Source organism: Rahnella sp. BCC 1045, assembly GCF_019049615.1.
In the GTDB taxonomy this organism is placed as follows: domain Bacteria; phylum Pseudomonadota; class Gammaproteobacteria; order Enterobacterales; family Enterobacteriaceae; genus Rahnella; species Rahnella contaminans.
On sequence record NZ_JAFMOZ010000137.1, the window covers coordinates 1 to 26348 of the forward strand.

General features: G+C 52.7%; 23 protein-coding genes and 2 tRNA genes. 14 read left to right on the forward strand and 11 right to left on the reverse strand.

What is annotated here, in order from left to right; genetic code table 11:
* Positions 1 to 133: DUF1493 family protein (locus tag J1782_RS18665; protein WP_217153750.1), on the forward strand; the 133-nt coding region annotated here is incomplete at its 5' end.
* A 24-nt stretch (positions 134 to 157) separates the two neighbouring features.
* Here J1782_RS18665 and J1782_RS18670 read toward each other — a convergent pair.
* The 7 genes from J1782_RS18670 to J1782_RS18700 form a co-directional block, all read right to left on the reverse strand.
* Positions 158 to 643, reverse strand: a complete 486-nt coding sequence (locus tag J1782_RS18670; protein ID WP_217153716.1) for an Hcp family type VI secretion system effector — start codon at positions 641 to 643, stop codon at positions 158 to 160.
* A gap of 142 nt (positions 644 to 785) precedes the next feature.
* The gene (locus tag J1782_RS18675; protein ID WP_217153717.1) at positions 786 to 1394 is read right to left on the reverse strand and encodes an SIS domain-containing protein; all 609 of its coding nucleotides are present in this window, start codon (positions 1392 to 1394) and stop codon (positions 786 to 788) included.
* Positions 1391 to 3031 carry an FGGY-family carbohydrate kinase gene (locus J1782_RS18680; protein WP_152326884.1) on the reverse strand — a complete coding sequence of 547 codons (1641 nt, stop codon included), beginning with the start codon at positions 3029 to 3031 and terminating at the stop codon, positions 1391 to 1393. The genes J1782_RS18675 and J1782_RS18680 overlap by 4 nt, the downstream gene beginning before the upstream one ends.
* A gap of 29 nt (positions 3032 to 3060) precedes the next feature.
* A complete protein-coding gene (locus J1782_RS18685; protein WP_165057972.1) occupies positions 3061 to 4014 on the reverse strand; it encodes an ABC transporter permease in 954 nt (317 codons plus the stop codon).
* Between the two features lies 1 nt (position 4015).
* Positions 4016 to 5005, reverse strand: coding sequence for an ABC transporter permease (locus J1782_RS18690; protein WP_165057971.1), 990 nt, complete (start codon positions 5003 to 5005; stop codon positions 4016 to 4018).
* The gene (locus J1782_RS18695) at positions 4998 to 6518 is read right to left on the reverse strand and encodes a sugar ABC transporter ATP-binding protein (protein ID WP_152326887.1); all 1521 of its coding nucleotides are present in this window, start codon (positions 6516 to 6518) and stop codon (positions 4998 to 5000) included. The genes J1782_RS18690 and J1782_RS18695 overlap by 8 nt, the downstream gene beginning before the upstream one ends.
* A gap of 269 nt (positions 6519 to 6787) precedes the next feature.
* Entirely contained in the window at positions 6788 to 7777 is a 990-nt protein-coding gene (locus J1782_RS18700; protein WP_152326888.1) for an autoinducer 2 ABC transporter substrate-binding protein, read from the reverse strand.
* 765 nt (positions 7778 to 8542) lie between these two features.
* Between J1782_RS18700 and J1782_RS18705 the strand changes: the two genes are divergently transcribed.
* From J1782_RS18705 to J1782_RS18730, 6 genes are all read left to right on the forward strand, one after another.
* The gene (locus J1782_RS18705) at positions 8543 to 9763 is read left to right on the forward strand and encodes an aspartate aminotransferase family protein (RefSeq protein WP_217153718.1); all 1221 of its coding nucleotides are present in this window, start codon (positions 8543 to 8545) and stop codon (positions 9761 to 9763) included.
* A gap of 44 nt (positions 9764 to 9807) precedes the next feature.
* Entirely contained in the window at positions 9808 to 10881 is a 1074-nt protein-coding gene (gene astA / locus J1782_RS18710; RefSeq protein ID WP_165057967.1) for an arginine N-succinyltransferase, read from the forward strand.
* Positions 10878 to 12356: a succinylglutamate-semialdehyde dehydrogenase gene (gene astD / locus J1782_RS18715; RefSeq protein WP_217153719.1), complete on the forward strand. Its 1479-nt coding sequence runs from the start codon at positions 10878 to 10880 to the stop codon at positions 12354 to 12356. Before astA ends, astD begins: the two co-directional genes overlap by 4 nt.
* An 11-nt stretch (positions 12357 to 12367) precedes the next feature.
* Positions 12368 to 13711, forward strand: a complete 1344-nt coding sequence (gene astB / locus J1782_RS18720) for an N-succinylarginine dihydrolase (RefSeq protein WP_217153720.1) — start codon at positions 12368 to 12370, stop codon at positions 13709 to 13711.
* A gap of 18 nt (positions 13712 to 13729) precedes the next feature.
* Positions 13730 to 14710, forward strand: coding sequence for a succinylglutamate desuccinylase (astE, locus tag J1782_RS18725; RefSeq protein ID WP_217153721.1), 981 nt, complete (start codon positions 13730 to 13732; stop codon positions 14708 to 14710).
* Positions 14711 to 14954: 244 nt separating this feature from the next.
* Positions 14955 to 15473 (forward strand): DUF4760 domain-containing protein, encoded by a 519-nt coding sequence (locus tag J1782_RS18730; RefSeq protein ID WP_165057960.1) that lies wholly within the window; start codon positions 14955 to 14957, stop codon positions 15471 to 15473.
* Between the two features lie 60 nt (positions 15474 to 15533).
* Here the strand turns inward: J1782_RS18730 and J1782_RS18735 are convergent.
* Positions 15534 to 15623 (reverse strand) — tRNA-Ser (locus J1782_RS18735).
* A 136-nt stretch (positions 15624 to 15759) separates the two neighbouring features.
* Positions 15760 to 15912: a glycoside hydrolase family 68 protein gene (locus tag J1782_RS18740; protein WP_371819799.1), complete on the reverse strand. Its 153-nt coding sequence runs from the start codon at positions 15910 to 15912 to the stop codon at positions 15760 to 15762.
* Between the two features lie 810 nt (positions 15913 to 16722).
* Here J1782_RS18740 and J1782_RS18745 point away from each other — a divergent pair.
* A complete protein-coding gene (locus tag J1782_RS18745) occupies positions 16723 to 17637 on the forward strand; it encodes a GGDEF domain-containing protein (protein WP_217153722.1) in 915 nt (304 codons plus the stop codon).
* A gap of 69 nt (positions 17638 to 17706) precedes the next feature.
* Here J1782_RS18745 and J1782_RS18750 read toward each other — a convergent pair whose 3' ends face one another.
* Positions 17707 to 18465, reverse strand: coding sequence for an EAL domain-containing protein (locus J1782_RS18750; RefSeq protein ID WP_217153723.1), 759 nt, complete (start codon positions 18463 to 18465; stop codon positions 17707 to 17709).
* Between the two features lie 399 nt (positions 18466 to 18864).
* Here J1782_RS18750 and J1782_RS18755 point away from each other — a divergent pair, with 399 nt between their 5' ends.
* Positions 18865 to 20628, forward strand: a complete 1764-nt coding sequence (locus tag J1782_RS18755; protein WP_217153724.1) for an EAL domain-containing protein — start codon at positions 18865 to 18867, stop codon at positions 20626 to 20628.
* A gap of 50 nt (positions 20629 to 20678) precedes the next feature.
* Here J1782_RS18755 and J1782_RS18760 read toward each other — a convergent pair.
* A tRNA-Asn gene (locus J1782_RS18760) sits at positions 20679 to 20754 on the reverse strand.
* A 406-nt stretch (positions 20755 to 21160) separates the two neighbouring features.
* On the opposite strand from J1782_RS18760, the gene J1782_RS18765 reads away from it, so the two are divergent.
* The 5 genes from J1782_RS18765 to ddpC all read left to right on the forward strand — a co-directional run bounded on the left by J1782_RS18765 (position 21161) and on the right by ddpC (position 26347).
* Positions 21161 to 22033 carry a MurR/RpiR family transcriptional regulator gene (locus tag J1782_RS18765; RefSeq protein ID WP_152326898.1) on the forward strand — a complete coding sequence of 291 codons (873 nt, stop codon included), beginning with the start codon at positions 21161 to 21163 and terminating at the stop codon, positions 22031 to 22033.
* A 30-nt stretch (positions 22034 to 22063) separates the two neighbouring features.
* Positions 22064 to 22645 (forward strand): D-alanyl-D-alanine dipeptidase, encoded by a 582-nt coding sequence (gene ddpX / locus J1782_RS18770; RefSeq protein ID WP_165057954.1) that lies wholly within the window; start codon positions 22064 to 22066, stop codon positions 22643 to 22645.
* Between the two features lie 44 nt (positions 22646 to 22689).
* Complete coding sequence (locus J1782_RS18775) at positions 22690 to 24273, forward strand: ABC transporter substrate-binding protein (protein ID WP_217153725.1); 1584 nt, start codon at positions 22690 to 22692, stop codon at positions 24271 to 24273.
* Positions 24274 to 24414: 141 nt separating this feature from the next.
* Positions 24415 to 25431, forward strand: a complete 1017-nt coding sequence (locus J1782_RS18780; RefSeq protein ID WP_208952444.1) for an ABC transporter permease — start codon at positions 24415 to 24417, stop codon at positions 25429 to 25431.
* A gap of 4 nt (positions 25432 to 25435) precedes the next feature.
* Positions 25436 to 26347, forward strand: a complete 912-nt coding sequence (gene ddpC, locus J1782_RS18785) for a D,D-dipeptide ABC transporter permease (RefSeq protein WP_152326901.1) — start codon at positions 25436 to 25438, stop codon at positions 26345 to 26347.
* Position 26348 lies beyond the last annotated feature (1 nt).

A 26348-nucleotide genomic window follows, 5' to 3' on the forward strand; every position in this document is an offset into this window, starting at 1 on the left:
TTATTATCCTTGGGAGATGGAGTGGTTTTTCCGCTCCTGGTTTACAAAAAAACCTCTCGTGCAAACTAAAAAACCACTCACGGTTAAGATGTTTGCGGAATCAGCCAGGGCTGGGAAATGGCTTTATGATTAAGGGGCTTTCGCCCCTTTACAATTATTACGCTATTGCCCGTTCATTCCATGCATCTGTAAACTGGATATTCCCGTCGCAATACTTCCAGGTAATTTTCTCATAACGAAACTGAACGGATTCGATATGACCGGTGCCTGTAACAGAAGAAATATCGTGCATAATGGGCGTTATCGATACGACCTTTACGCCTTCCATGAACATATTGAAATATTCCACTTCCTGACCGGCATCATTGATGCGATACCACTTTAATTCTGCTGAATGGAATGTCTGGCCAGAGGCGACTGCTTTATAGAGATAAGGGCTTGATGAATCGAACTCTTTTTCAATCAGTATCGCTGCGTGTTTACGGGTTCCCGTTAGCTTCCCCGTATTGTTGTCAGTGGGGATATTTAAATTATGAGTAAACCCACGTACCTCAATACTTCCTTCGCGCTTCATGACATCAACAGAACCCTTGATATCCGCTCCGCCATCATCTTTAAGCCATAAATAAGCTGGAATTGCCATTCGTAAAACTCCCTATAAATTTGAAGTTTTACGTTATGCCTGCGAGCAGTCATAAACAATTATCGATTCGTGATTTAGCTTATTTTTCAGAGGTTTGTTATACGCAAACGCATTAGCCGAAATGATTATTTCCCGCCCAGATTCACAAATCCTGCTCCCTTAGTGTCTTCCCGACATTTCCGCCGGGATGCACCTTCAGAAGCCTTTGCTGATCGAAACCGTTGCGCAGCATGATGTTGCCGCACAACGCATCGAACACCGCCAGTACCAGCATGATAGAAGTCGTGGCCAGCATATTGAGCGGGTCGATTTCCTGCTGAATATGCGTTTTTACGACCAGTGTGGCGGCGCGGGCAATGGCCGAATCCAGATTTTCCGTGACGCTGATGATGGCCACGCCTTTGGTTTTCAGCGTCGGTAACAGACGCGTCAGCTCTTCGGAATTCCCGCCGCGGGAAATCAGGATCATCAGGTCGTCACTGCGCAGAAAACCCAGGTCGCCGTGCGCGGCGTCGGTGGCGCTGAGATAGACCGACGGCTGTTCGACACACGCCAGCATGTGCGCAATTTTACGTGCTGCAATGCCGGATGTGCCGACGCCGGTGACGGCAATTTTGCCTTTGCAACCGGTCACCAGCGTCAGTAACTGACGCCAGATATCGGCGTCAAGATGGTTTTGCAGCGCCAGCAGTTCCTGGCTGTACGTCCGCCAGCTCTGGCACGCCAGCTGAAATTCCTCGTCAGCGGTCATTGTTCTTCCCCCTGCATCAGGCGGCGGTATTTCATGCTGTCGTGATACATCTCGTGGAATACGCGGTATTTGCGGTCGTAATACTCTTTGATTTTGTTGGTTTGCGGCGTGACAGTTTTGCCGATGCGGCTCATGGCGGCCATCGCTTCGGGCAGTGAATCGTACGCGCCGGCGGCCACGGTGCCCATCATAGCGCTGCCGAGCAGCATCGCTTCGCTCTCTTCCGGCAACAGCATCGCGCAGCCAGTCGCGTTGGAATGCTCCTGCACAAACACCGGGTTTTTGGTGCCGCCGCCGCTCGCCATCATGGTATCAATGCGGTAGCCGCTCTGATTCATGGTTTCAATGATATGACGGGTGCCGAGTGCCAGCGCCTGGATCGTCGCGAGATAATGCAGCGCCATGTCTTCCGGCGTACGCGAGAGTTTCAGGCCGGTCAGCGTGCCTGTGAGCGTTGGGTTGGCGCGTGGCGAACGGTTGCCGTGGAAGTAGGGCAGCATATGAATGTCTTTGGTCAGGAACGCGATGTTTTCCGGTTCTCCCGCCATTTTGCGCAGCAGACCGTTCAGTATTTCATAAATGGTTTTGCCGCTGTCTTTGCCCTGTTTCAGTAAATCCTGATAGCACGGATGCGACTGAATCACGTGGTCGATCAGCGCGCCGGTCGTGGATTGCCCGCCTTCGTTCAGCCAGTAATCCGGCAAAATCGCAGAATAGTACGGCCCCCAGATGCCGCCGATGTAGCGTGCGCTGCGGGACATGGCCATATGCGCGGTAGAAGTGCCGCCAATCAGCGCGATGCGGTTGTCGAAATCGGCGGACTCACCGGATGCGCCGCTGGCACCGAGAATGCCGAGACTACCCGCGTGTGCATCAATAATTGAGACGCTGACCGCGGTTCCGGCCATCAGCCCCATTTCAGCGGCGGCGCGCTGGGTCAGGCCGTGGCCCAGCGGTTCGCCCATGGTTTTGACTTCGCTGCCGATTTTAGCGGCATTGTTTTCCAGCAGGTCTTCAAGTCCAATCTGGCGGAAATAGCTCGGATCCCAGCGGTCTTCGTGGCCGATATAGGTCCATTTACACACCGTGGAACACAGTGAACGTGTGGTGCTTTGCGTGGCGCGCCAGGTCAGGAAATCCGGCAAATCAAACAAATGCCCGACGTTATTCCACGTCGTCGGCATATGTTGTTTCAGCCACAGGAGTTTGGGCGTCTGCATTTCCGGCGAAATAATCCCGCCGACAAATTCCAGCACGCGGTGGCCGGTGGCGTTGATGCGTTCGGCCTGCGTGATGGCGCGGTGATCCATCCACACGATAATGTTCTGCTCGCTGCGGCCGGACGGGCTGACGGTCAGCGGTTTACCTTCTTTATCGAGCACCACCAGCGAACAGGTGGCATCAAAGCCGATGCCTTTTACCTGAATCGGGTTGATGTCGGCCTGATTCACCGCGTCTTTAACGGCGTTGCAAACGGACTGCCAGATCTCATCGGAAGATTGCTCGACGAAATCAGCTTTCGGGCGGTACAGCGTAATCTCACGGCTGGCCTGACCGACCATGCGGCCGGTCATGTCGAAGACGCCCGCACGGGCGCTGCCGGTTCCTACGTCAACTCCAATAAAATAACTCGCCATGTTTTTTCCCTTCGGTAAAAGCAATTCGCTTAAGATTTTCTGTTTTGTAAGGCGATAAACAGGATCAGGACGCCGCCCCAGAGTGCCATCGTCAGGTAACTGCTGACGCCCATCAGGTTCAGGCCGCTTTCCAGCATTTGCAGGACGATCAGCGCCAGGACCAACCCGATGACCCGCCCGAATCCGCCGTCGGGGTTGATCCCGCCAAGCACGGACGCAAGAATAGTCACCAGCAGATACGAGTCGCCGTAGCCCGCTTTCGCCGAGTTGAATTTTGACATCATCAGCAGCGCCGCGCCCCAGCCAAGCAGGGCGGAAAGTACGTACACCGCGATGGTGACTTTATGTGTGTTGACGCCGCTAAAGCGCGTGGCCTGTTCGTTGGAACCCATCAGATACAAACTGCGGCCGAGCGTGGTGTGTTCCAGCAAAACCCACAGCAGCAGCGCCACCAGCAGGAATAAGAGCAGGGCGACCGGAATACCCAGCAGGCTGCCGTTGCTCAGATACTGAATTGCCGCCGGGAAGCCGGAAATCACTGCGCCGTTGGTAAGTAAAATGTTTAGCCCGGCAATCAGCGTCATGGTGCCGAGCGTGGCCAGAATGGGGGAAACGCCGACGTACGCAATCAGCGCGCCGTTCAGCACACCAATCACCACCGCGACAGCCAGCCCGGCGAACATGGCCAGCGCGAAATAACCCGGCTGATCGGGATGCGCCACCAGAATCGCAGCCATCGCCAGGGAACAGGCGTTGGCACCGGCAATGACGGAAAGGTTAATACCGCCGGTCAGCATGGTGATGCCCATGCCTAACGCCAGCATGCCCAGAATCGGCAGTTGCGAGGAAATCGACTGGAAATTGCCGATGCTGTAAAAACTGCCGCCCAGCGTGAAGGAAAACAGCACGGCGACAGCGACGATGATCAGCAACTGCAGGCGGATGATGCGGTCGCCGGGGAGAATTCGGGTTAAGGTCGTCATGTCACATCCCCTTTGCCAGTTTGCGTTTTTCGTTCCACGCGGTGCTGCTGATGCTGACCAGAATGATCACGCCGCTGAAAACCTGATGCCAGTAAGACGAAATGCTCAGTAATGTCAGCCCGTTTTGCAGGAAGGCCAGCAGCATTACGCCGAGAATGGTGCCGGTCAGCGAACCGCGCCCGCCGGTCATGCTGGTGCCGCCTAACACCACCGCCGCCAGCACCGTCAGCTCATAACCGAGCAGGGAGTTGGGCGCGACCGACTGCGTGATTTGCGCCTGTACGACCGCTGCGATGCCCGCCAGCAAGCCCATAAAGCCGTAAACGTAGAAGTGCAGACGCAGAATGTTCAGGCCGAGGCGCGAGGCGGCGTCACGGTTGCTGCCCATGGCATAAATCTGACGGCCTACGCGGGTGCGGTTCATCAGTACGCCGGTGGCGATAATGACGCCGAGCAGGCTGAGCAGCGGCAATGTCAGGCCATAGTCATAGCCGTCGGCGGCAGTGAACGAGAACCAGCTGATGCCGTTCATAAACCAGTCCGGGAAACCGTACAGCCAGGTGCCGTTGGTCAGATAAACCAGCAAACCGTAAAACAGGTTCAGCGTGGCAATGGTGATGATAATTGCCGGAACGCGCAGCCAGTAGACCAGGAATCCGTTCACCAGCCCGAGCAGCAAACCGGTGCCCATCGACATCGCAAACGCCAGCGGAAAACTGCCGCCGTGGTGAATAATGTAACTCGCCATTACGTACTGGCCGATTGAGGTCACGGCAGGGAAGGAGATATCAATGCCGCCGGCAATCAGCACCACGAACAGGCCACAGGCCAGAATGCCGAGAATGGCGTAGCTGGTGGCGACGTCGGTGAGATTGCCGAGCGTCATAAATTCATTAGTGCGCAGGCTCAGGCCGATGACCAGCAGCAGAACCAGTAATCCCAGCCAGAATTCGTGCTGAGAAAACAATTTGGAGAGCTTTTTGTTATCCATTGATTGCCTCCGCAATCTGCGCTTCGCTGCTCTGGTGCGGAGCAAACTCCGCCACCAGCTGGCCTTTGCGCATCACCAGCACGCGGTGACTGTTGTAATAAGCTTCGGGAATTTCATCGCAAATCATCAGAACGGCCATGCCGGACTCCGCCAGATCGCGCGCAATACGGTAGATGCCTTCTTTGTTGGCGATATCCACGCCAACCGTCGGCGAATCCAGGATCAGAATATGCGGCTGTGTCGCCACCCATTTGGCGATGGCGATACGCTGCGCATTCCCGCCGGATAACGTTTTCACCGGCAGTGCGCTGTCTGAGACTTTAATGTTCAGGTCGCGGATCAGATCTTTCACCACGGCGGCCGCTTTGCGGTGATCCATCAGGCCGGTGGCGGTGTGCAGCTTGTCGAAAATGGACACCAGCGTGTTGTCATAAATGGATTGCTCCATGACCAGCCCTTGCGTCAGGCGATCTTCCGAGACATACGCGATGCCGTGGCGGATAGCGTCGCGGTTACTGTGAAATTTTACCGCATTGCCGTTCACGCGGATTTCACCGCTGTCAGGCTGGCTCATGCCAAACAGGCTCAGGCACAGTTCGGTGCGCCCCGACCCCAGCAGGCCGATAATCGAGGTAATTTCGCCCTGACGCAGCGACAGCGAAATATCCTGATACTGGCCTTTGCGGCTCAGATGGCTGACTTCCAGCAGCGGCGTGGCTTCTGCGGGCGCGCGGTGCGGCAGATGGCTGTAGCTAAAACGTTGCCCGGTCATCAGGAAGGCCAGCTCGTTGCTGTCGAGCGAACTCGCCGGATAGGTGCCGACCAGCTTGCCGTCGCGCATGACACTTATCCGGTCGGCGACTTCCATCACTTCATCCAAACGATGGCTGACGAACACCACGCAAATGCCCGCCGCTTTCAGCTCATTGACCACCCGCAGCAGCCCGTTAACTTCAGTGCGGGTCAGCGACGCGGTCGGTTCATCCATGATCACCAGGCTGGCGTCAGCGGCGATTGCGCGGCATATTGCCACTAACTGACGGTCTGCGATCGACAACTTTTCAACTTTACGGTCCGGATCGAGAGAAACGCCCACCCGTTGCATTGCGGCGAGCGCTTTTTTGCGCATTGCCTCGCGATGTACCCAAAAATCACCGCCTGGTAAATAACGGTGAATGGCAATATTTTCGGCCACCGATAAATTCGGGAATAATGACAAGTCCTGATAAATAACCTGAATACCGTAATAAGAAGAAAGTTGCGGCGTCAGGGTATGAAAGAGTTTCCCATCGAGCGTGATCGCTGCGCCTTTTTCCGGCTGATAGACACCGGAAATGACTTTAATAATGGTGCTTTTACCGCAACCATTCTGACCGGCGAGACAATGCACTTCACCTTTATTCAGCGTCAGGCTGACATTATCCAGCGCTAATACGCCGGGGAACTTCTTACTGATTTTTTCGAGGCTGATAAAGGCCTCAGCAGGGGCAGGGGACGTGCTGAGAGTATTCATCACATGATCCTTACAGCATACCCTTCATACTTCGCGCTGCGGATGCGTTGGCTGCACTCGCTTACCCGAATCACTTACTTATGTAAGCTCACCGGGATCCACTCATTTGCCGCCTTCCTGCAACCCGAATTATTTAGGATATAAGTTTTCAATGTCTGATTAGAAATTCAGATACGGCACAGCAAACATCGCCGTATCTGTTTCTATTTGCCTGGTATGGCGCTGGAGATAAATTTATCTCCGGTAAATAAAATAATTAAAGAGTTAAATCAGAAGCCGAGTGATTTCGCGTTATCCGGTGTGACTTCGAGGATTTTATTAAAGCGAATCACGTGTTTTTCGGTATCCACATCGGCTTTCCCTAAGGTGTCGATGGTCAGATCCTTCGTCACTTCTTTACCCTGCAGCAGCTGGTCGGCAACGGTAACCAGCGCGTAACCGGCATCTTTCGGATCCCACAGCAGGACTTTCTTAATGTCACCGCGCATCAGGTAAGGCGCGGCCTGCGCTGGCATTGCGATACCGACGACGGCGATTTTGTTTTTCGCACGTTTTTGCTGTACGGCCTGACCGGCACCGATCGGGCCGAGTGAACCGAAACCGATAATCCCTTTCAGATCAGGATAGGTTTTCATTAAATCCAGCGTGGTGGAGTAGGACTTGTCGATATTTTCTGCCACCGGCAAACGTGAGGTGACTTCGTGCATATCCGGGTATTTTTCTTTCTGATATTTAATTGCCGCGTCAGCCCAGGCGTTATGCAATGGCACGGTCAGGGAACCGACATAAATAGCATAACCACCTTTGCTGCCCATATCTTTTGCCAGCTCATCCATATTGGCTTGCGCATATTTCTGGCTGTCGATAGTTTCGATATCCCACTGACCAATCTGCTGATCCGGAGATTCGTGGGTTAATACCACGATGCCCTGATCGCGGGCTTTTTTCAGCACCGGTTCCAGCACTTTGGCATCGTTCGGCACCACGATAATCGCATCCACTTTTTTGGCGATGAGATCTTCAATGACTTTCACCTGCTGAGCCGGGTCTGGCGTTGAAGCACCCACCTGATAGGCGTTGACGTCCAGTTTCTGCGCCGCTTCTTTTACGCCAACTTCCATGCGGGTGAACCAGGGAATGCCGGTGACCTTCGCCACGACGGCGATGTCGTAGGGTTTATTGGCGGCGAAAGTCGGTGTCGTGAATAACATGCATGCTGAAACCACACATGCACTGACTAATGCGAGGTTAAATTTCATGTCTGTACCTTTCTTATGAGGGTTTGTGTAGGGGCGGTCGGGGTAAATGCCGCAATCAGAGATTAACTTAACGGGAAAGCGCTTTTCGCGTGCTCGTGAACGGAGTGTGATCAAAGCCCGTAATTGTTAATTTATATAAGTAACAAGGTTAAATTTAGGTTTCATAAATTCGAATATACGGCATGGCGTGGTAGAGAGAACCGAAGTTACCGATAATAAAATCACAAATACATAACAATTAAATAACAACCACGCATCAATAAAACAAAGTTGATGGATTTTTGAGCCCTAAAACTTCCTCACACGTTTTTATTTGCGCAGAATGTGAACACGGTCACGGGGCGGAAATGCCCCAAACGGGTGCGGTCATGCACCGCTACCGGGCAACGTGTTGTCGCGGTGCTTAACCGCATCAGCGCCAGATCACAATCCTGCACAATATCTGCTATCAGAAATCAAAATAATTCCCTGCATACTCATTCCTTCCCCCTCGTTGCTGCAGAAGGGGATTTTTTCTTTTATTCATTTTTTATGCAGTTTAAGTGAATAACAGGCGATATTAAGTGGTTGTTTTTTCTGGATGTGGTCTTTTTTATTCACTTTTTCCCTTTGCTGGCACGAAGACTGCAATCTATGATGTGACTGAGTGAGATTATTTATTAACTTTTAAATAACAAAATAATAACTGCATTCCCTGCCAGTCCGGGGGACGGTAACGGTCACCCTGAATTCAGCCAGTCACAGAGACTTAATAAAGAGGTTTATATGGAACACCAACAGCAGCCGCAAAATGTCAGCCGCCAGAACTTTGATGACTGGATGGTGCCGGTTTACGCCCCGGCCGCGTTTATTCCGGTGCGAGGCGAAGGATCCTGGCTGTGGGATCAGGCGGACAAAGACTATGTGGATTTTGCAGGCGGTATTGCGGTGAATGCGCTGGGACATGCGCACCCTGAAATTCGTAAAACGCTGCATGAGCAGGCCGATAAGGTCTGGCATCTGGGCAACGGCTATACCAACGAACCGGTGCTGCGTCTGGCAAAACAACTGATCGACGCGACGTTTGCCGACAAAGTTTTTTTCTGTAATTCCGGCGCGGAAGCCAATGAAGCGGCACTCAAACTGGCGCGGTTGTACGGGCATAAAGCGGGTGGCGATAAAAACGAAATTATCGCTTTTAAAAACGCCTTCCACGGCCGCACGTTGTTCACCGTCACCGCTGGCGGTCAGCCGAAATATTCTGAAGATTTCGCGCCGTTGCCACCGGCCATTACGCATCTGCCGTTTAACGATCTGGCCGCCGTTGCCAGCCAGATTTCTTCACGTACCTGTGCTGTGATTGTTGAGCCGATTCAGGGCGAAGGCGGCGTGGTGCCTGGCGATGCACAATTCCTGCAAGGGCTGCGCGAGTTGTGTGACAAACATCAGGCGGTGCTAATTTTCGATGAAGTCCAGACCGGCGTGGGCCGCACCGGCGAGCTGTATGCCTACCAGCATTACGGCGTGGTGCCGGACATTTTAACCAGCGCCAAAGCGCTCGGCGGCGGTTTCCCGATTGGGGCGATGCTGACGACTGACCGCTACGCCGCGCTGTTCCAGCCGGGCACGCACGGCACCACCTACGGCGGTAACCCGCTTGCGACGGCGGTGGCGGGTAAAGTTTTTGAGATGATCAATACGCCGGAAGTCCTGTCGGGCGTGCAGAAACGCCACCAGTGGTTTGTCGACGGTCTGAAACGCATTAACGACCGTTATCACGTCTTCAGCGAAGTGCGCGGGCAAGGCTTGTTGCTCGGCGCGGTGATGAGTGAACGCTATAAAGATCAGGCTAAACAGCTGAACACGCTGGCGGCCGAAGAAGGGCTGATTGCACTGATTGCCGGGCCAAACGTGCTGCGTTTTGCGCCGTCACTGATTATTCCGGGTGCCGATATTGAAGAAGGGCTGAACCGCCTGGAACGCGCCGTGGCGCGCCTTTGCGTGTGATGGTCTGGCATAAATAAGCTTTGGGATGAAAGAGGTAGAGCATCATGATGTTGATTCGACCTGTGCGGCCCGGCGATCTCGCCGATATCCTGCTGTTGTCAGGCAAAACCGGCATCGGTTTAACGTCTTTGCCCAAGGATGAAGCGCATTTACGCGGACGCATTGAGCGTTCGGTGGCGACCTGGGAAGGTCGCCTTGAGAAGGCCGATCAGGGTTATTTGTTTGTGCTCGAAGACACGGAACTTGAAAAAGTCGTGGGTGTCAGCGCCATCGAAGTAGCCGTCGGGCTGAGCGAACCCTGGTATAACTTCCGCCTCGGCACGCTGGTTCACGCTTCAAAAAGCCTGAATATCTACAAACCGGTGCCGACGCTGTTTCTGAGCAACGACCACACCGGTTACACCGAACTTTGTACGCTATTCCTCGACCCGGATTATCGCCACGGGAAAAATGGCCAGCTGTTATCAAAAGTTCGCTTCCTGTTTCTGGCGGCTTTTCGCGAATATTTCTCCCGTAAGGTGATTGCGGAGATGCGCGGGATGTCCGACGACAACGGGTGTTCTCCTTTCTGGGACAGCGTCGGGCGGCATTTCTTCGGTATGGAATTCGCCGAAGCCGACCGCCTGACCGGTATGGGGCAAAAATCTTTTATCGCCGAACTGATGCCGAAGCATCCGCTGTACACCGAACTGCTCAGCCACGAAGCGCGGGAAGTGATTGGTGCCGTCCATCCGCAAACCGCCCCGGCGCGCGCGGTGCTGGAAGGCGAAGGGCTGCGCTACGAAGGTTATGTCGATATTTTTGACGCGGGCCCGACGCTGGAAGGCGAAATTGATTCGCTGCGCGCCGTCAGAGAAAGCCGCCTGTTTCCGGTCAGGCTGGCAGAACATCGCGCTGACCGCGACGAGCCACAATACCTGGTCGCCAACGAGCAGTACCAGAATTTTCGCGCCTTGCTGATCCCTGGCGGCGATTCGCCGGAATCTGTTCAGTTAAACGCCCGCGAAGCTGACATGCTCGGCGTTCGTGAAGGCGACAGCCTGCGCGCCGTGGCACTTTTCCCCGGCAGCAGCGCTACCCAACCGACACAATTTCACAAAAAGGAAAGTCTCGCATGATGCAACCAGCACTCTTTATTCAGGGCCAGTGGCGCAGCGGGCAAGGCGCGCAGCTTAGTAAAACCAATCCGGCGGATAACACGTTGCTGTGGTCGGCACTGAGCGCTGACGCGCAAGACGTCGAAATGGCCTGCACGGCAGCACGTACGGCGTTTCCGGCGTGGGCACGTAAAACCGTGGCCGAACGTGGCGAGGTAATTAAACGTTTTGCGGATTTACTGACCGAACATAAAACCCGGCTGGCGGAAATCATCAGTCAGGAAACCAGCAAACCGCGTTGGGAAACGTTGACAGAAATCCAGGCGATGATCGGCAAAGTGGCCATTTCTCTGGAGGCCAGCCAGCAACGTACCGGTGAAAAACATACGGCGATGCCGGACGGCGAAGCGGTATTACGCCACCGTCCGCACGGCGTTCTGGCGGTATTCGGGCCGTATAACTTCCCCGGACATCTGCCAAATGGCCACATCGTTCCGGCGCTGCTGGCGGGCAATACGATCGTTTTCAAGCCGAGCGAGCTGACGCCGAAAACTGCGGAAGAAACCGTGAAACTCTGGCAGCAGGCCGGTTTACCGGAAGGCGTGCTGAATCTGGTGCAGGGCGGGCGCACGACCGGCGAAGCGCTGGCGGCCTGCGGGAATATCGACGGGCTGCTGTTTACGGGCAGCGCGGGAACGGGGTATCAGTTGCATCGCCAGCTGGCAGGGCAACCGGAAAAAATTCTGGCGCTGGAAATGGGCGGCAATAACGCGCTGATCGTCGAACCGGTTGAGGATATCGATGCTGCGGTTAACCTGACGATTCAGTCCGCGTTTATTTCTGCCGGGCAGCGTTGTACCTGCGCACGCCGTTTGCTGGTAAAAGAAGGCGCGGCAGGTGATGCGTTTATCGCACGTTTGCTGGACGTGACCATGCAACTGCGCATCGGCGGCTGGAATGACGATCCGCAGCCGTTTATGGGCGGGGTTATTTCTGATGCGGCAGCACGCAATATGCTGAAAGCACAGGACGAATTACTGGCGCTCGGCGGAAAGCCTTTGCTGTTACTGACGCGTCCGGATCCGCTCAATACCGTGCTGACGCCGGGGATCGTCGATCTGACCGGTGTGGCGGGTATTCCTGATGAAGAATATTTCGGGCCCTTGCTGAGTATTTACCGCTACAGCGATTTTGATCATGCCATTGCGCTGGCTAATCAGACGCGTTTCGGACTGGCGACCGGGCTGATTTCCACAGAGCGTGCTCAGTTTGAGCAGCTATTATTGGAAGCAAGGGCGGGGATTGTGAACTGGAACAAACCGCTGACCGGCGCGTCAAGCAACGCGCCATTCGGTGGGATCGGCGCTTCCGGTAACCATCGCCCGAGCGCCTATTATGCGGCGGATTACTGCGCGTGGCCGATGGCCTCGCTGGAAACAGACAAGCTGGAACTTCCTGCGACGCTGTCGCCGGGTGTTGATTTCCGCACAACCTGAGGAGCGCTGGAATGTCTGGATGTGAAGCTAATTTTGACGGACTCGTCGGGCCAACGCACCACTACGCGGGGCTGTCTTTCGGCAATGAAGCCTCGACTAAAAATCAGAACGCCGTCGCCAACCCGCGTCTGGCGGCGAAACAGGGCTTGCTGAAAATGAAAGCGCTGGCCGATCTTGGCTTTGCGCAGGGGATTTTACCGCCTCACGAACGGCCACATCTCAGCACGTTACGTAAGATGGGATTCGGCGGCAGCGATCGTGAAGTGCTGGAAAAAGCGCAGGCGTATTCACTGCGCCTGTTGTCGTCACTGAGCTCGGCGTCCTCCATGTGGGTGGCAAATGCGGCGACGGTCTCCCCTTCGGCGGACAGCGGAGACGGGCGCGTGCATTTCACCGTCGCTAACCTGAATAATAAATTCCACCGTGCGATAGAAGCCGAAACCACCTCCGCCATTTTGCGGGCGACGTTCCACGCGGATCGTTATTTCGCGCATCATGAAGCGCTGCCGCAGGTGGCCGCGTTAGGCGATGAAGGTGCCGCCAACCATAACCGGTTATGTGGCGCGTATGACAAACCCGGCGTGCAGGTTTTTGTGTATGGCCGAGACGGGCTGGCGACCGGCGAAAACGAACCGGTACGTTATCCGGCACGCCAGACGCGTCTTGCCAGTGACGCGGTAGCGCGTTTGCATCAGCTCGATGAAAAAAGAACGGTATTTATCCAGCAAAATCCGCAGGCAATCGACAGCGGCGTTTTCCATAACGATGTGATTTCGGTCAGCAACGGTAACGTGCTGTTCCATCATCAGCAGGCGTTTGTGAATACGGCCAGTGCGCTCAGCGAAATCCGCCGCAAAATGGCCGCGCTTGAACTGGATTTCCAGCCGATTGAAGTGCCGCAGGCGAAGGTTTCTCTGGATGACGCTGTGGCAACGTACCTTTTCAACAGCCAGCTTCTGACTAAATCTGACGGCAAAATGTTGTTAGTGGTGCCGGAAGAATCACGACAGCACAGCGGCGTCTGGGCCTATTTGTCCGAATTAGTCGAAAGCGGCGGGCCGGTTAATCAGATAGAAGTGTTTGATTTACGTGAGAGTATGCGCAACGGCGGCGGCCCGGCCTGTCTGCGGCTGCGCGTGGCGCTCAACCGGAATGAGCTGAACGCCGTGAATGTGGCGTCGATCATGAGCGACAGCCAGTTTGTGCGTCTGAATACGTGGGTGGATACGCATTACCGTGACCGGATGCAAGCCAAAGACCTGGCGGATCCGCAACTGCTGACCGAAGTGCGCACTGCGCTGGATGAGCTGACCAATATTCTCGGGCTGGGTGCCGTTTACCCGTTCCAGCGCTGACCCTCAAAGGAGTGAGTTATGTTTGATTTGTTAGCGGTGACGATGGCGGGCGGGCCGGTCACCGAACCGGCCGGACAAACCGAAACGCTGGACTGGCAGTGGCGCGGCGAGGGCATTCTCGAACTGTCGCCGCGCGTGCCTTGTGACACCGCCGTTGTGATTTCGGCGGGTATTCATGGCAATGAGACGGCGCCGATAGAATTGCTGAATCAGCTGACCGGCGAGCTGCTTTCCGGCGCAAGAGCGCTGCGGGTCCGGTTGCTGGTGCTACTGGGCAATCCGCCATCAATGCGACTCAATAAGCGGTTTGCTGACGCCGATATGAACCGCATGTTTGGCGGGCGTCACGCACGTTATACCCCGAATGATGAAACGCGACGCGCGCAGGAACTCGAGCAGGCGATGGCGCTGTTTTACCGCAGCGCCACGGCGGCGGGTGCCTTACATCGTTTTCATTATGATTTACACACCGCCATTCGCGGCTCCCTGCATGTACGCTTCGGGTTGTTGCCGTTGCAGACCAGACCAAAAAGCGAGGCGATGCTGGCATGGCTCAGCGCGTGCGGGCTGGACGCGCTGGTGCATCACCGTTCGCCGGGGGGCACATTTACCCATTTCAGCAGCGAGGTGTTTCAGGCCGACAGCTGTACGTTAGAACTGGGTAAAGCGCTGCCGTTTGGCAGCAACGATCACTCACAGTTCACGGGGATCCGCCGCGGGCTGGAAACCCTGGTCAGCGGCGAGCCTCTGCCTGCCCGTGAAACCGGCAAGCCCATGCTGCATTTTCGCGTGGTGCAGGATGTGATCCGCTCGCAGGATGATTTTCATCTGTTTGTTCCCGCCGATGCGCTGAACTTTACGCCTTTTAAAAAGGGTGCGGTCATCGCGAAAGAAACCGGCAAAACGTATCGGGTGGCAGAAGAGGAGGAAGTGGTGCTGTTCCCAAACCCGAACGTCGCGCTGGGGCTGAGAGCCGGTCTGATGCTGGCGAAGATGTAGATTTTTGCGAGACGCATTCCTGAATTGTTCATACAGTATTGCAAGCCGGTTTTATTGTGCGTATTTTGTGCTCAGGAAGTTCAGCAGGATGTTGAATTTATTACATGTTTTCATAACATGAAAACGTAATGACCACAGTTGCCGGAGGATGTCATGGAAGCAATGTTTGATGAATACGACTGGTTCTAAAGGATGTTGACCTCACACAGGCGGGTAAAGCCCGCCTTTTTCATGGATGAGAATCATGGGATTAGATGCTTTAAGGCTACAGTTGCTGAGTAATATCATTTTGCTGATTGGCGTGATCGTAGCCATCAGCACGATTATTTATAATGTCAGTATCGCCAGAAAAACGCAGACGGCTGTTTTTCTGTTTGAAAGCCGTAGCGACGCCCGTTATGTGCATTCCCTGCATGTACTGAAGAAAGCGCATCTCTCAGGAAAATCTTTCCGTTCGTTTGTTTTTGCTGTCGGATCATCGACCGTTACAGATGAAGAAATACGGGAACGGAGCAAATTCCAATACATACTTAACTTCTATGAGCGGGTGGCGGTCACTATCCGTAGCGGTATTTATGATGAAGAGATGATTAAGCGGACTTCGTATTCGACAGTGATCGACACCTGGGATATTGCGGAACCTCTGATAAAAGCCTTGAGAGAGGATGTGAAATCCACAACGACTTATCAGGAATTTGAATGGCTAGCAGGGCGCTGGAAAAAGCGGCCTTTGAATTCTAAACGGCGCTGGTTTATATACTGACTTTCGGCTTGCTGCTAAAGAAAAAGGCCCTGATTTTCATCAGGACCTTTTTCTTTTATATGGCGGTGAGGGAGGGGTTCGAACCCTCGATACGATTACTCGTATACACACTTTCCAGGCGTGCTCCTTCAGCCACTCAGACACCTCACCGGATTTGTTACACCGCAAGCGCTGCAACGGGGCGCTACTATAGGGAGACAGCCCCAAAGGGTCAAGCAGAATTTCGGAGTATTGTGTCAGACGCTCACAGAGCATTCAGGGAGACGTTTTAGTCAACGGGGAGTGGCTAAAAGATCGGCATGACGGAGTGCGAGTAGGTCTGGAAGGGCTGGGATGGCGGATTCCCCAACACCAATGCTGAACCGTTCAGCGGAACATAAGGTCCAAAAATCTCGTTGCTGACAAAGCCATAGACCCCATCCGGTCGGGTCATTTTCATTCACTTTTAAAGCGTCTGCACGCGTCCAGATGCTTGAGTTTTTCGCCGGTTGCTCCTGCAAATCATCGTCATAGTTCTTACTCATAAACCACCTCATCAATTTAAAACTAAAGAATAAAATCCAATTTATTAGCTCACCATTTTTGTCCGTCTGATTTATAAATCCGGGAACGTGTGGCAGGGTTAATATTGAGGAATAAATATAATCTGATAAAGCTGATCAAGTTGTGTAAGGGACGGCAGAGCGCGGCCTGAATTAAACGGAATAAATATGAAGTGGTCTGTTTTCTTATAAAGTTATCCTGGTACATGTTGCGGAGTAGCCTGTCTGTGAGGGGTTGAAATATAAAAACCCATAACAAAGGTCTTATTTCGAGTTACAAAGATGTCAACACTTTAGAGAAATTAATGAATTATCTTTTATCAACCTGAAATCTTTTGAATTCATGGGTGAAATTTTTTAGTTATAAAACCTGCTTTTTCCAGGCTGAAACAATAATATTCTGGAAAAAACGTGTACGCTACGTATACCGGAAAGTCTGTCTTCGGAAAAACAAGAAAATATTCCTGATAAAACGCCAGTTTCTGCCTGACAGGCTTCCTTGTTACTTGTTTGTGGAAAAGATACACTCTTCCGTGTGATTTAATTACAGTGGCTACCTTGTTATGGACTTCATAGAGTTAACGTTTATTAACACGCTCGTGGGGATATGCATTACCTATACTTGTATCTCCATTCCATTGATAAACTACAGATCTGCGCTGAGCGAACACGTATCATTAAAAATATTGCTAGGAATAGTCCTCGGTTTGGCTAGCATTTATTTATTCAGTATCGGGGAACAAAATAATACAAGTATTTATAGTGTTGTTATATCTCCAATCACTTTTGGGCTTATTGTTTTCGGATATCCAACATTCTTTGCAAGCCTGATTATAAGTACTGTATTTTTATTTGGAATGTCGACATTTTATGATGCGTTTTCTCTTGTTTATTTTGTAATGTTGCTGGTTTTTAATCTCAGGGGGCGGATGCGGATCCGTTACGTGATATATGCATACTGCATTGCGCAAGCCTTTAATCTGCTCACGCACGTCAGTGCGCTCAACGAAAATGGCTATTGGGCTCTCGCAATTATCAAAACCATCCTCAGTTTGCTTTATATCTCGCTGGTCTATGTTTTTTTAAATAACTTAATTAATTTATCTAAAAGAGAATTATTTTTCAAAATGGCTTCAAAAACGGATCCACTTACAGGGATTAACAACCGAAGAAGTATTGACGCCTATATTGAATCGCTGAATGAATGCTATGGTGAGAAATTTTGTGTGCTCATGCTGGATATTGACAACTTTAAATATTTGAATGATACCTTCGGGCATCCTTTTGGAGATAAAGTCATTAAAAGAATTGCTTATCTTGTGAAGGAAAATGTCAGAGACAATGATTTCGTTGGCAGATACGGCGGGGAAGAGTTCATTGTTTTTATAAACGCTGACTTAGCAAATGCGGCCAGGATAGCAGAAGACATCAGGCTCCTTATCCAGGATAGCAACATAAAGTTAGACAGCCATGAAGTACATGTCACCGTTTCAATAGGCCTGGCTGAACACAATGACATACAATCTGTGCTTGAAACCATAGCAACCGCTGATAACGCGCTATATAAAGCTAAAACGAGCGGGAAAAATAAGACCATGATACTCAGTGAATCCGCCGCCTGACATTGTTGCTTTTTACGCTGCGGCAGATGATTCATTTATCGTTATTGTCCACAGGATAAGTTAACGTATTTATAAATGAGTTTGACCTTTCCCGGGTATCAGGATTTCGATATCTTCCAGGGGAACGGAAGGGAATAGAAAACCTTGTGCACAGGAGACGCCGCTATATCGCAGGTTTCTTAGTTGGGTGCCGGTTTCAACACCTTCAACAATGATTGAGTTGCAATACTGGTTGATATTATCAATAATGGTTGGCCACATAACGGAATCACCATTTTCCCAAAAGAATTTTTTATCTATTTTGACTGATTCAAATTGAGTGTTCTTCAGAGTATTTATATTGCTGAAATCAGTACCGTAGTCGTCGAGCCATAATTTATATTTTCCGGACAGAGTGTTTACCAGTATATTGCCTTCTAATTTATCTATTTTGGGGAAACGTTCAGATATTTCCAGTCTTATAAAATCATTACTGTCCAGGATTTCTTTTATATGATGATCTTCGAGTATCATAATTGCCATGCTTTGGTCGATATTAAGGGAACAAAGCAATTTATTACGTTTGAAAAACAGGGAGCGCGCGTTAATTTCATTTAGCTGTGCTAGCAATAATTCGTGTTTAGATTTTGTATCCAGGGAACTGATAAATTTTTGAGGTTCGATTTTTCCGCCGCTGTATCCACCTTCGAAGCCCGTTAATAATTCGACTGCGTGTAGTAAACCTCCGACACTATAGATAGGCTCACATCTGAATTTGCATGAGACTTGAAAATTTAAACGCAACATCATTTCCTCCTTAAAAGTCCGCCATTTTGCAGAGGTGATCATTGATCACTTTCGCGAATTAATAAACACATATTGATCGATTTTTCCTATGATAAAACCTATTGATAAATATCTATTGATCGATGAAACAAATCTAATTGACTGATTTTAAGCGTTATATCTTTTTAAAAAACGGATAAAAACATTAGCAATCATAATATTTTCAAGAGTTACACGTGACGGATATTCCCGCACAGACCGCCGGCAGGGGTTTTTTATTAGGAAACCTGTTCACAATACGGTGTGGGCAGCCTGACATAGTTGCCGCCGACATTTACTGGGAAACTTTATGATGTGGCGATAGGATGTGATGTGACGCCATTGTTGTCACCTTTGTCAGGCTAACGAAGGTATGACCACAGGCAAGAGAATAGAAAAGACTCATTATACCGGAGTATTGCTATGTTGACTGATCTCCGCAGCGATGAAAGTAAAAAGCGCGCAGCGATAAACCTGCTTAAGAGCCACGATGAGGTTCGGGACGAGGCGTTAAAAAAATATACACTTCTGGCCTGTCAGCTATTCGATATGCCGATGTGCTTTGTTTCCGTTCTGGATGATGAAAAACAGTACATTAAATCAGCCCAGAATATGACGGTGACGGAAACGAACCTCGGCGAAGCGTTTTGCACAAATACGCTGGAACAGGGCGAAACGTATATTTGTCCGGATACCCACCGGCATCCAGATTTCAAAACTTACGACGCCATTACGGAGGCGCCTTTTGTTCGTTTTTATGCCGGTTGCCCGCTCAAAACGCAGGATGGGGTCGCAGTAGGGACATTGTGCCTTTTAGATACTCAACCGCGCACTCTGTCCGGCGAGCAGATCAATATTTTTGAACAGCTGGCCGGGTTAGTGTCGGGCTTTCTGGCGTCCTGGCATAACGTCGGATATATCGACATTGTGACACTCTTGCCGAACCGGCAGCGGATGCTTAAAGATATCTCTGTGTCAAAAGAGAGCACGTTTAAACTCGTCATCATTGACTGTATCGACATGCCGTTTGCGTACGAAATGGCGCGGTCATTGGGCATGACCGTCGTGGAAAATTTATTGCGCGACATGGCGGTGCAGCTTCAGGCCCGGCTGCAACTGACCGAACAACTTTACGCCGTGGCAGTGGGGCGGTTTGCCTATTTCACCCATGATAAAGAGAATTCGGCCCTCGAAAATGTCGCCAAGCGCTTACGGGGGATACAGGCCAAAATCAGCCCTGAGGTTCCGCTGGATTTGGATATTCATATCGGCGATTCAGGGTGTTGTGATAACGCTATGACGCCGGGTGAAATTCTGCGTCGCGCTGTTAGTGCTTTGCATGAAGCAATAAGTCACGGGCACCGGTATATGACCTACGATGAGGTGCTGGATAACCGGAAGAAAAATGATTTCAGCCTGCTCACGGGTCTGAGAGAGGCACTCCACGAAGACCGGGGATTGTATCTGGTTTATCAGCCGAAAGTTTCTTTGCTGAACGGTCAGATTACGGGCGTCGAAGCGCTTCTGCGCTGGAAACACGCGACGCACGGTGAGGTTATGCCCGGGTTGTTTATCCCGCTGGTGGAGCGAACCAGCCTGATGCGGGAACTCACGGGGTGGGTGATTGATCATGCTATCGCCCAGTTAGGCCAGTGGCGCGGTCAGGGTATTTCTCTGCCTGTTTCTATTAATCTGGCCGCCAGCGATTTTTCGCGGCCAGATTTTGCGGATGAACTCGACCATAAAATGCGAAACGCCGGACTCACTCCCGCGTTACTCGGTGTGGAATGTCTGGAAACGGAGAAAATGCTGGAAAGCCCGGCGGCTCTCAACGGGCTCGAAATGCTGAAGTTACGCGGATTCAAAATATCACTGGATGACTTTGGTTCGGGCTACAGCAATATCAATTATCTGCGTCAGATCCCTATGGACATCATTAAACTTGACCGTTCGATTGTCAGTAAGATTGCCAGTGATAAAGCCAGCCGCATCATTGTGCGCAACGTTGTCAGGTTACTTAAGCAACTTGATTATGTGGTGCTGGCCGAAGGTGTGGAAGATGACAAAACGGTAGAGATATTACGTGCACTGGGCTGTGACGAAGTGCAGGGATATGTTTATGCCAGGCCGATGAGAGCAGGGGATTTGGAAGTCTGGTATCACGACAGAAATAAGAGTCAGTCTTAATGCGAAAGCAAAACGCCCGCTTAAGTTTCCTTAAGCGGGCGTCTCTAATTTGGCTCCTCTGACTGGACTCGAACCAGTGACATACGGATTAACAGTCCGCCGTTCTACCGACTGAACTACAGAGGAATCGTTGGAACGGGGCGAATAATAGCGACTGGCTGTGGGCATGTCAAAGGGTTAACGCAAAAACTTGTCTGAGTGCTCTCTTAATATCCAACTTGTTGACTCTTAAGACAAAGCGATTAAATCCTCTCCTTTTTTACTTCTTTTCTCATCTTACCGGAAAGCGTTTGCACTAAAAACAACCACAAGTTGCCTGATTGTTGTGCGGTGGTTGCGTGCAAGCAGCGTTTTACAAATTGCTTAGCACGTTCTTTGCCACTTTCTGTTCATTAAAACGTCATATTTTCCGATCTGCTCCACAAATTTCACACATTTGTGGGAGTTGGCACACCCCGTGCATTGTTATTTTACTAACAGCGGCTAGTTTTTTGACAATGAAGCAACAAAAACAGCAACAGGGGATTAACCGATGCAGCCAGCGCAGGATGTGATTGAACAAATCGAAGCGTCATTCTCCGCGCAAACGCCGACAGGGAAGCGCATTGCCGGGTATCTGCTGGCGAATCTGGCGCAAATTCCTTTCGAAACTGCCGACAGCATTGCGCGCAGCGCGGCGACCAGCGGCATTTCTGTCGGGCGTTATCTGCGCAGTCTGGGCTATCGCAACCTGGATGATTTCAAACAAACGCTGCGCCTGCAAAGCGGCTCGTCTTATCAGCCCTGGGTGGTGACCGACCGCCTTGGCGCTTACCGCGAACGCAGCAAACAGCCGCAGCAGGAAAAGCTGCAACAGTCACTGGCGCTCGAGCTCGAAGCCATTAATCACGTGTATCAGCTGGCGCAGACCGACAGTTTTGCCCAGGTCAGCCGCCGTCTGGCAGAGGCCGATGCGGTGTTTATTCTCGGCATTCAGTCGGTGCGCGGTATCGCCAATAATTTTGCGAGCTATCTCGAATATCTTCGCCCGAAAGTCTATTTCGCCGACGGGCTTTCCGGCACTTACGTGGAATCGCTCAATTCGGAATTCGCGCAGCCTTATCTGGTGGTGACCGATACCCGCGCTTACTCGAAAATGGCGCAAACCTATTGTGAAGCGGCCTGCGAACGCGGGCTGAACGTGGCGCTGATCACTGACATTTACTGTCCGTGGGCGCGCGATTATCCGGTTGATTTATTGCAGGTGAAAACGGATACCGGTCAGTTCTGGGATTCGATGGCGCCGCTCAGCTGCCTCTTCAACCTGCTGTGTTCTTCGGTGCTGGAACTGCGCGGGAACGATGTGGAGCAGCGGCTGGCGAACAACCGGATTTTGCAGAAACAGCTCGGACAATTTGAATCGTAATTTTCTACCACCCGCGGACAGAGTTTATTGATGAACACAAAAATACCCGACGTTGCCCTGATTGACCTGGCGGAAAGCCTGCCTGACGCGGTGATCGACCTGAAATATGCCACCGCCGATAACCTGACCGGTCAGCCGATTTATCGCGAAGCGCGCTGTTTGTTACATCCCGATGCGGCGGCTGCGCTGGTGCGCTGCAATGAGGTCGCGAAGCTGGCGGGATTCCGGTTGAAAATCTACGACGCCTACCGGCCGCAGGCCGCGCAGGCCTGTTTATGGGCGGCATTTCCGAATCCGGATTATGTCGTGGATATCAAACTCGGTTCGCACCACAGCCGCGGCGTGGCGGTGGATCTGACCTTGCTGGATGAGCGGGGAGACGTGGTGGATATGGGCGCGGGCTTTGATGAAATGACTGAAGTTTCGCATCCGTTTTATCCCGACTTACCGCCAGAAATTCAGCGTAACCGTTTGTTGCTCAATGCCGTGATGGCGGCGGGCGGTTTTAAGGGTATCACCAGCGAGTGGTGGCACTTTGAATTACCGGATGCCAAAACGTATCCGTTGTTGGAGGAGCGGTTCGGCTGCTATCCGCCGGTGAATGCCGCGTAATCATTGCACGTCTCTTCTCACTTTTTGACAGAGCCAGGAGTTCTATGATGAGCAACACAGCAATTAACACGTTCCGCAAAAATACGAAAACGCAGGTCGCCGGTGCCATTTTTCTCGCCCTGTCAGGTTTGAGTTTTGCCACGCAGGCCGCCGTTCCGAAAGACATGCTGGTGATTGGTAAAGCGGCAGATCCGCAAACGCTGGATCCGGCGGTGACCATCGACAATAACGACTGGACGGTTACGTATCCGGCGTATCAGCGTCTGGTGCAGTATAAAACCGAAAACGGCAAAGGCTCAACGCAGGTAGAAGGCGACCTGGCGGCAAGCTGGACGGCGTCGCCGGATCAGCTGGTCTGGACATTTAAACTCAAACCGGGCGCGAAATTTGATGATGGTTCCGACGTCAATGCCGATGCGGTGAAATGGTCGTTTGAGCGCCTGATGAAAATTGCGCAGGGGCCGTCGGAAGCCTTTCCAAAAGACATGGCGGTGACGGTGGTGGATCCCCTGACCGTCACGTTCACGCTGAAAACGCCGTTCGCGCCGTTCCTGTATACGCTGGCTAATGACGGCGCGGGCATTGTGAATCCGGCGATTGCTAAAGCCAATCCGGCTGATGAAGGCAAAGCCTGGCTGGCCGGTCATACTGCCGGTTCCGGCCCGTATAAACTGGATCGCTGGCAGAAAGGTCAGCAACTGGTGCTGGTGCCGAACCCGCATTTCAGCGGCGAAAAACCGGCTTTTAAACGCGTCACGGTTAAGATTATTGGTGAGAGCGCCACACGCCGTCTGCAACTGTCGCGCGGCGATCTGGACATTGCTGATTCCCTGCCGATGGACCAGCTGGCGGCGCTGAAAAAAGAAGACAAAGTCGCGGTGGAAGAATTCCCGTCGCTGCGCGTGACGTATCTGTATCTTAATAACGCCAAAACGCCGCTTAACCAGGTGGATTTGCGCCGCGCGATTTCGTCTGCGGTGGATTATCAGGGCATGGTGAAGGGCATTCTCGGCGGTAATGCCAAACAAATGCGCGGGCCAATCCCGGATGGCATGTGGGGTTTTGACCCGACGGCCAAACAATACACTCTGGATCTGGCGCAGGCGAAAGCCGATCTGGGCAAAGTGAAAGACAAACCTCAGACGCTGGATTTCCTTTATTCCGATAACGATCCGAACTGGGAATCCATCGCGCTTGCCGTACAGGCCAGCCTCGGTCAGGCCGGGATCAACGTGAAGCTGGAAAAACTGGCGAACGCCACCATGCGCGACCGTATCGGGCAGGGTGATTACGATATTTCGATAGGTAACTGGAGCCCGGATTTCGCCGACCCGTACATGTTCATGAACTACTGGTTCGAGTCCGACAAAAAAGGGCTGCCGGGCAACCGTTCGTTTTATTCCAATCCTGACGTCGATGCGCTGCTGAAAAAAGCGGTGTCAGTCACTGACCAGAAACAGCGCACGGACTATTACCAGCAGGCGCAGAAAATCGTCATCGACGAAGCGGCGTATGTCTATCTGTTCCAGAAAAATTATCAGGTCGCGATGAACAAAGACGTCAAAGGTTTCGTTTTCAACCCGATGCTTGAACAGGTGTTTAACGTTGCGCAAATGAGCAAACAATAAATCCCCGTCATACTTCGAACCGCAGGTGCGTTGGCTGCGCTCAGTCGCCCCGGTCACAGGGTTCATCCCTGCTCCCGGGGACTTGTGAGCTGGCCGCCTTCCTGCAGCTCGAATTATTTAGGGCATTTGACCGGAGATATTATGACTTTCTGGACTCTGATCCGTCAGCGATGCTGGGGTTTGATACTGGTGATGGCGGGCGTTTGCGTCATCACTTTTATCATCTCGCACATGATCCCCGGCGATCCGGCGCGTCTGCTGGCGGGCGACCGTGCCAGTAACGAAATGGTCGAACATATCCGTGAGCAACTCGGGCTGAACCAGCCTTTGTATGTGCAGTTTTTCCGTTACGTGAGCGACCTGTTACACGGTGATTTAGGGACGTCGATCCGCACCGGCAGACCGGTGCTCGACGATCTCAAGGCTTTCTTCCCCGCCACGCTGGAACTGGCCGTCAGCGCACTGTTTCTGGCCATCGTGCTCGGCATTCCGCTGGGCGTGTTGTCAGCGGTATATCGCAATAAATTCCCGGATCACCTGGTGCGTCTGCTTTCCGTACTGGGGATTTCCACGCCAGCGTTCTGGCTGGGGCTGGGTGTCATCATCCTGTTTTATGGTCATCTGAATCTGCTGCCGGGCGGTGGAAGACTGGATGACTGGATGGATCCGCCCGTAAATATCACCGGCTTTTATGTCCTCGATTCGCTGCTGACCGGCAACTGGGACGCCTTCTGGAACAGTTTGCAACATCTGGCGATGCCAGCGCTGACGCTGGCGTTCGTCCACATGGGCATTGTGGCGCGGCAAATCCGCTCGGCGATGCTGGAGCAACTGAGTGAGGATTACATCCGCACGGCGCGCGCTAACGGGCTGTCGCGCTGGCGCGTGATCCTCAGCCACGCCTTGCCAAATGCGCTGATCCCTTCCGTGACCGTACTCGGGCTGGCGATGGGCGATCTGCTTTACGGCGCAGTGCTGACCGAAACGGTTTTTGCCTGGCCGGGCATGGGCGCTTATGTGGTGAATTCGATTCAGGCGCTGGATTTCCCGGCGGTGATGGGCTTTGCGGTGGTGGTGTCGTTTGCCTACGTCATCGTCAATTTGTGCGTGGATTTGCTGTATGTGTGGATTGACCCGCGCATTGGCCGGGAGGGGTGAGTGAATGTCTGTGATTGAACCTGGCGTGAATAACCACCGTGCGGGTATTGTGCCGCCGGACGTCAAACCGCGCTTCGCCACCTGGCGGCGGACTTTCCATCTGCTGAGCCGCAGCCCGCTGACGATGCTCGGGCTGGCGATCATGCTCATTGTCCTGTTTATCATGATTTTTTCGCCATGGCTGGTGCCGCACGATCCGAACGCCATCAGCCTGACCGACCGCTTGCAGGCACCGTCTGCCGCGCACTGGTTTGGCACCGATGAAGTCGGGCGCGATCTGTTCAGCCGCGTGCTGATCGGCAGCCAGCAGTCGGTCGCCGCCGGGCTGGCAGTGGTGATCATTGCGGGCACCATTGGCTCACTGCTGGGCTGTTTTTCCGGCGTGGTTGGCGGAGTCGTCGATGCGCTGATCATGCGCTGCATGGACATCATGCTGTCGGTGCCGTCGCTGGTCTTAACGATGGCGCTCGCGGCGGCGCTCGGCCCAAGTCTGTTCAACGCGATGCTGGCGATTGCCGTGGTGCGCATTCCGTTTTACGTCCGGCTGGCGCGCGGACAGACGCTGATGCTGCGCCATCAGGCGTACATGCAGGCCACGCGCACCTTCGGCGCGTCGCGCTGGCATCTGATCACCTGGCACGTATTGCGAAACGTGATGCCGCCGCTGGTGGTGCAGGCATCACTCGATATCGGCACCTCGATTCTGATGGCGGCGACGCTCGGCTTTATCGGCCTTGGCGCGCAACAGCCGACGGCAGAATGGGGGGCGATGGTATCGAATGGCCGTAATTATATTCTCGACCAGTGGTGGTATTCGGCCTTCCCCGGCGTGGCGATCCTGATCACCGCCACCGGTTTTAACCTGTTCGGTGACGGTCTGCGCGACCTGCTCGATCCGAAAAGCAGAGGGCGCTGAA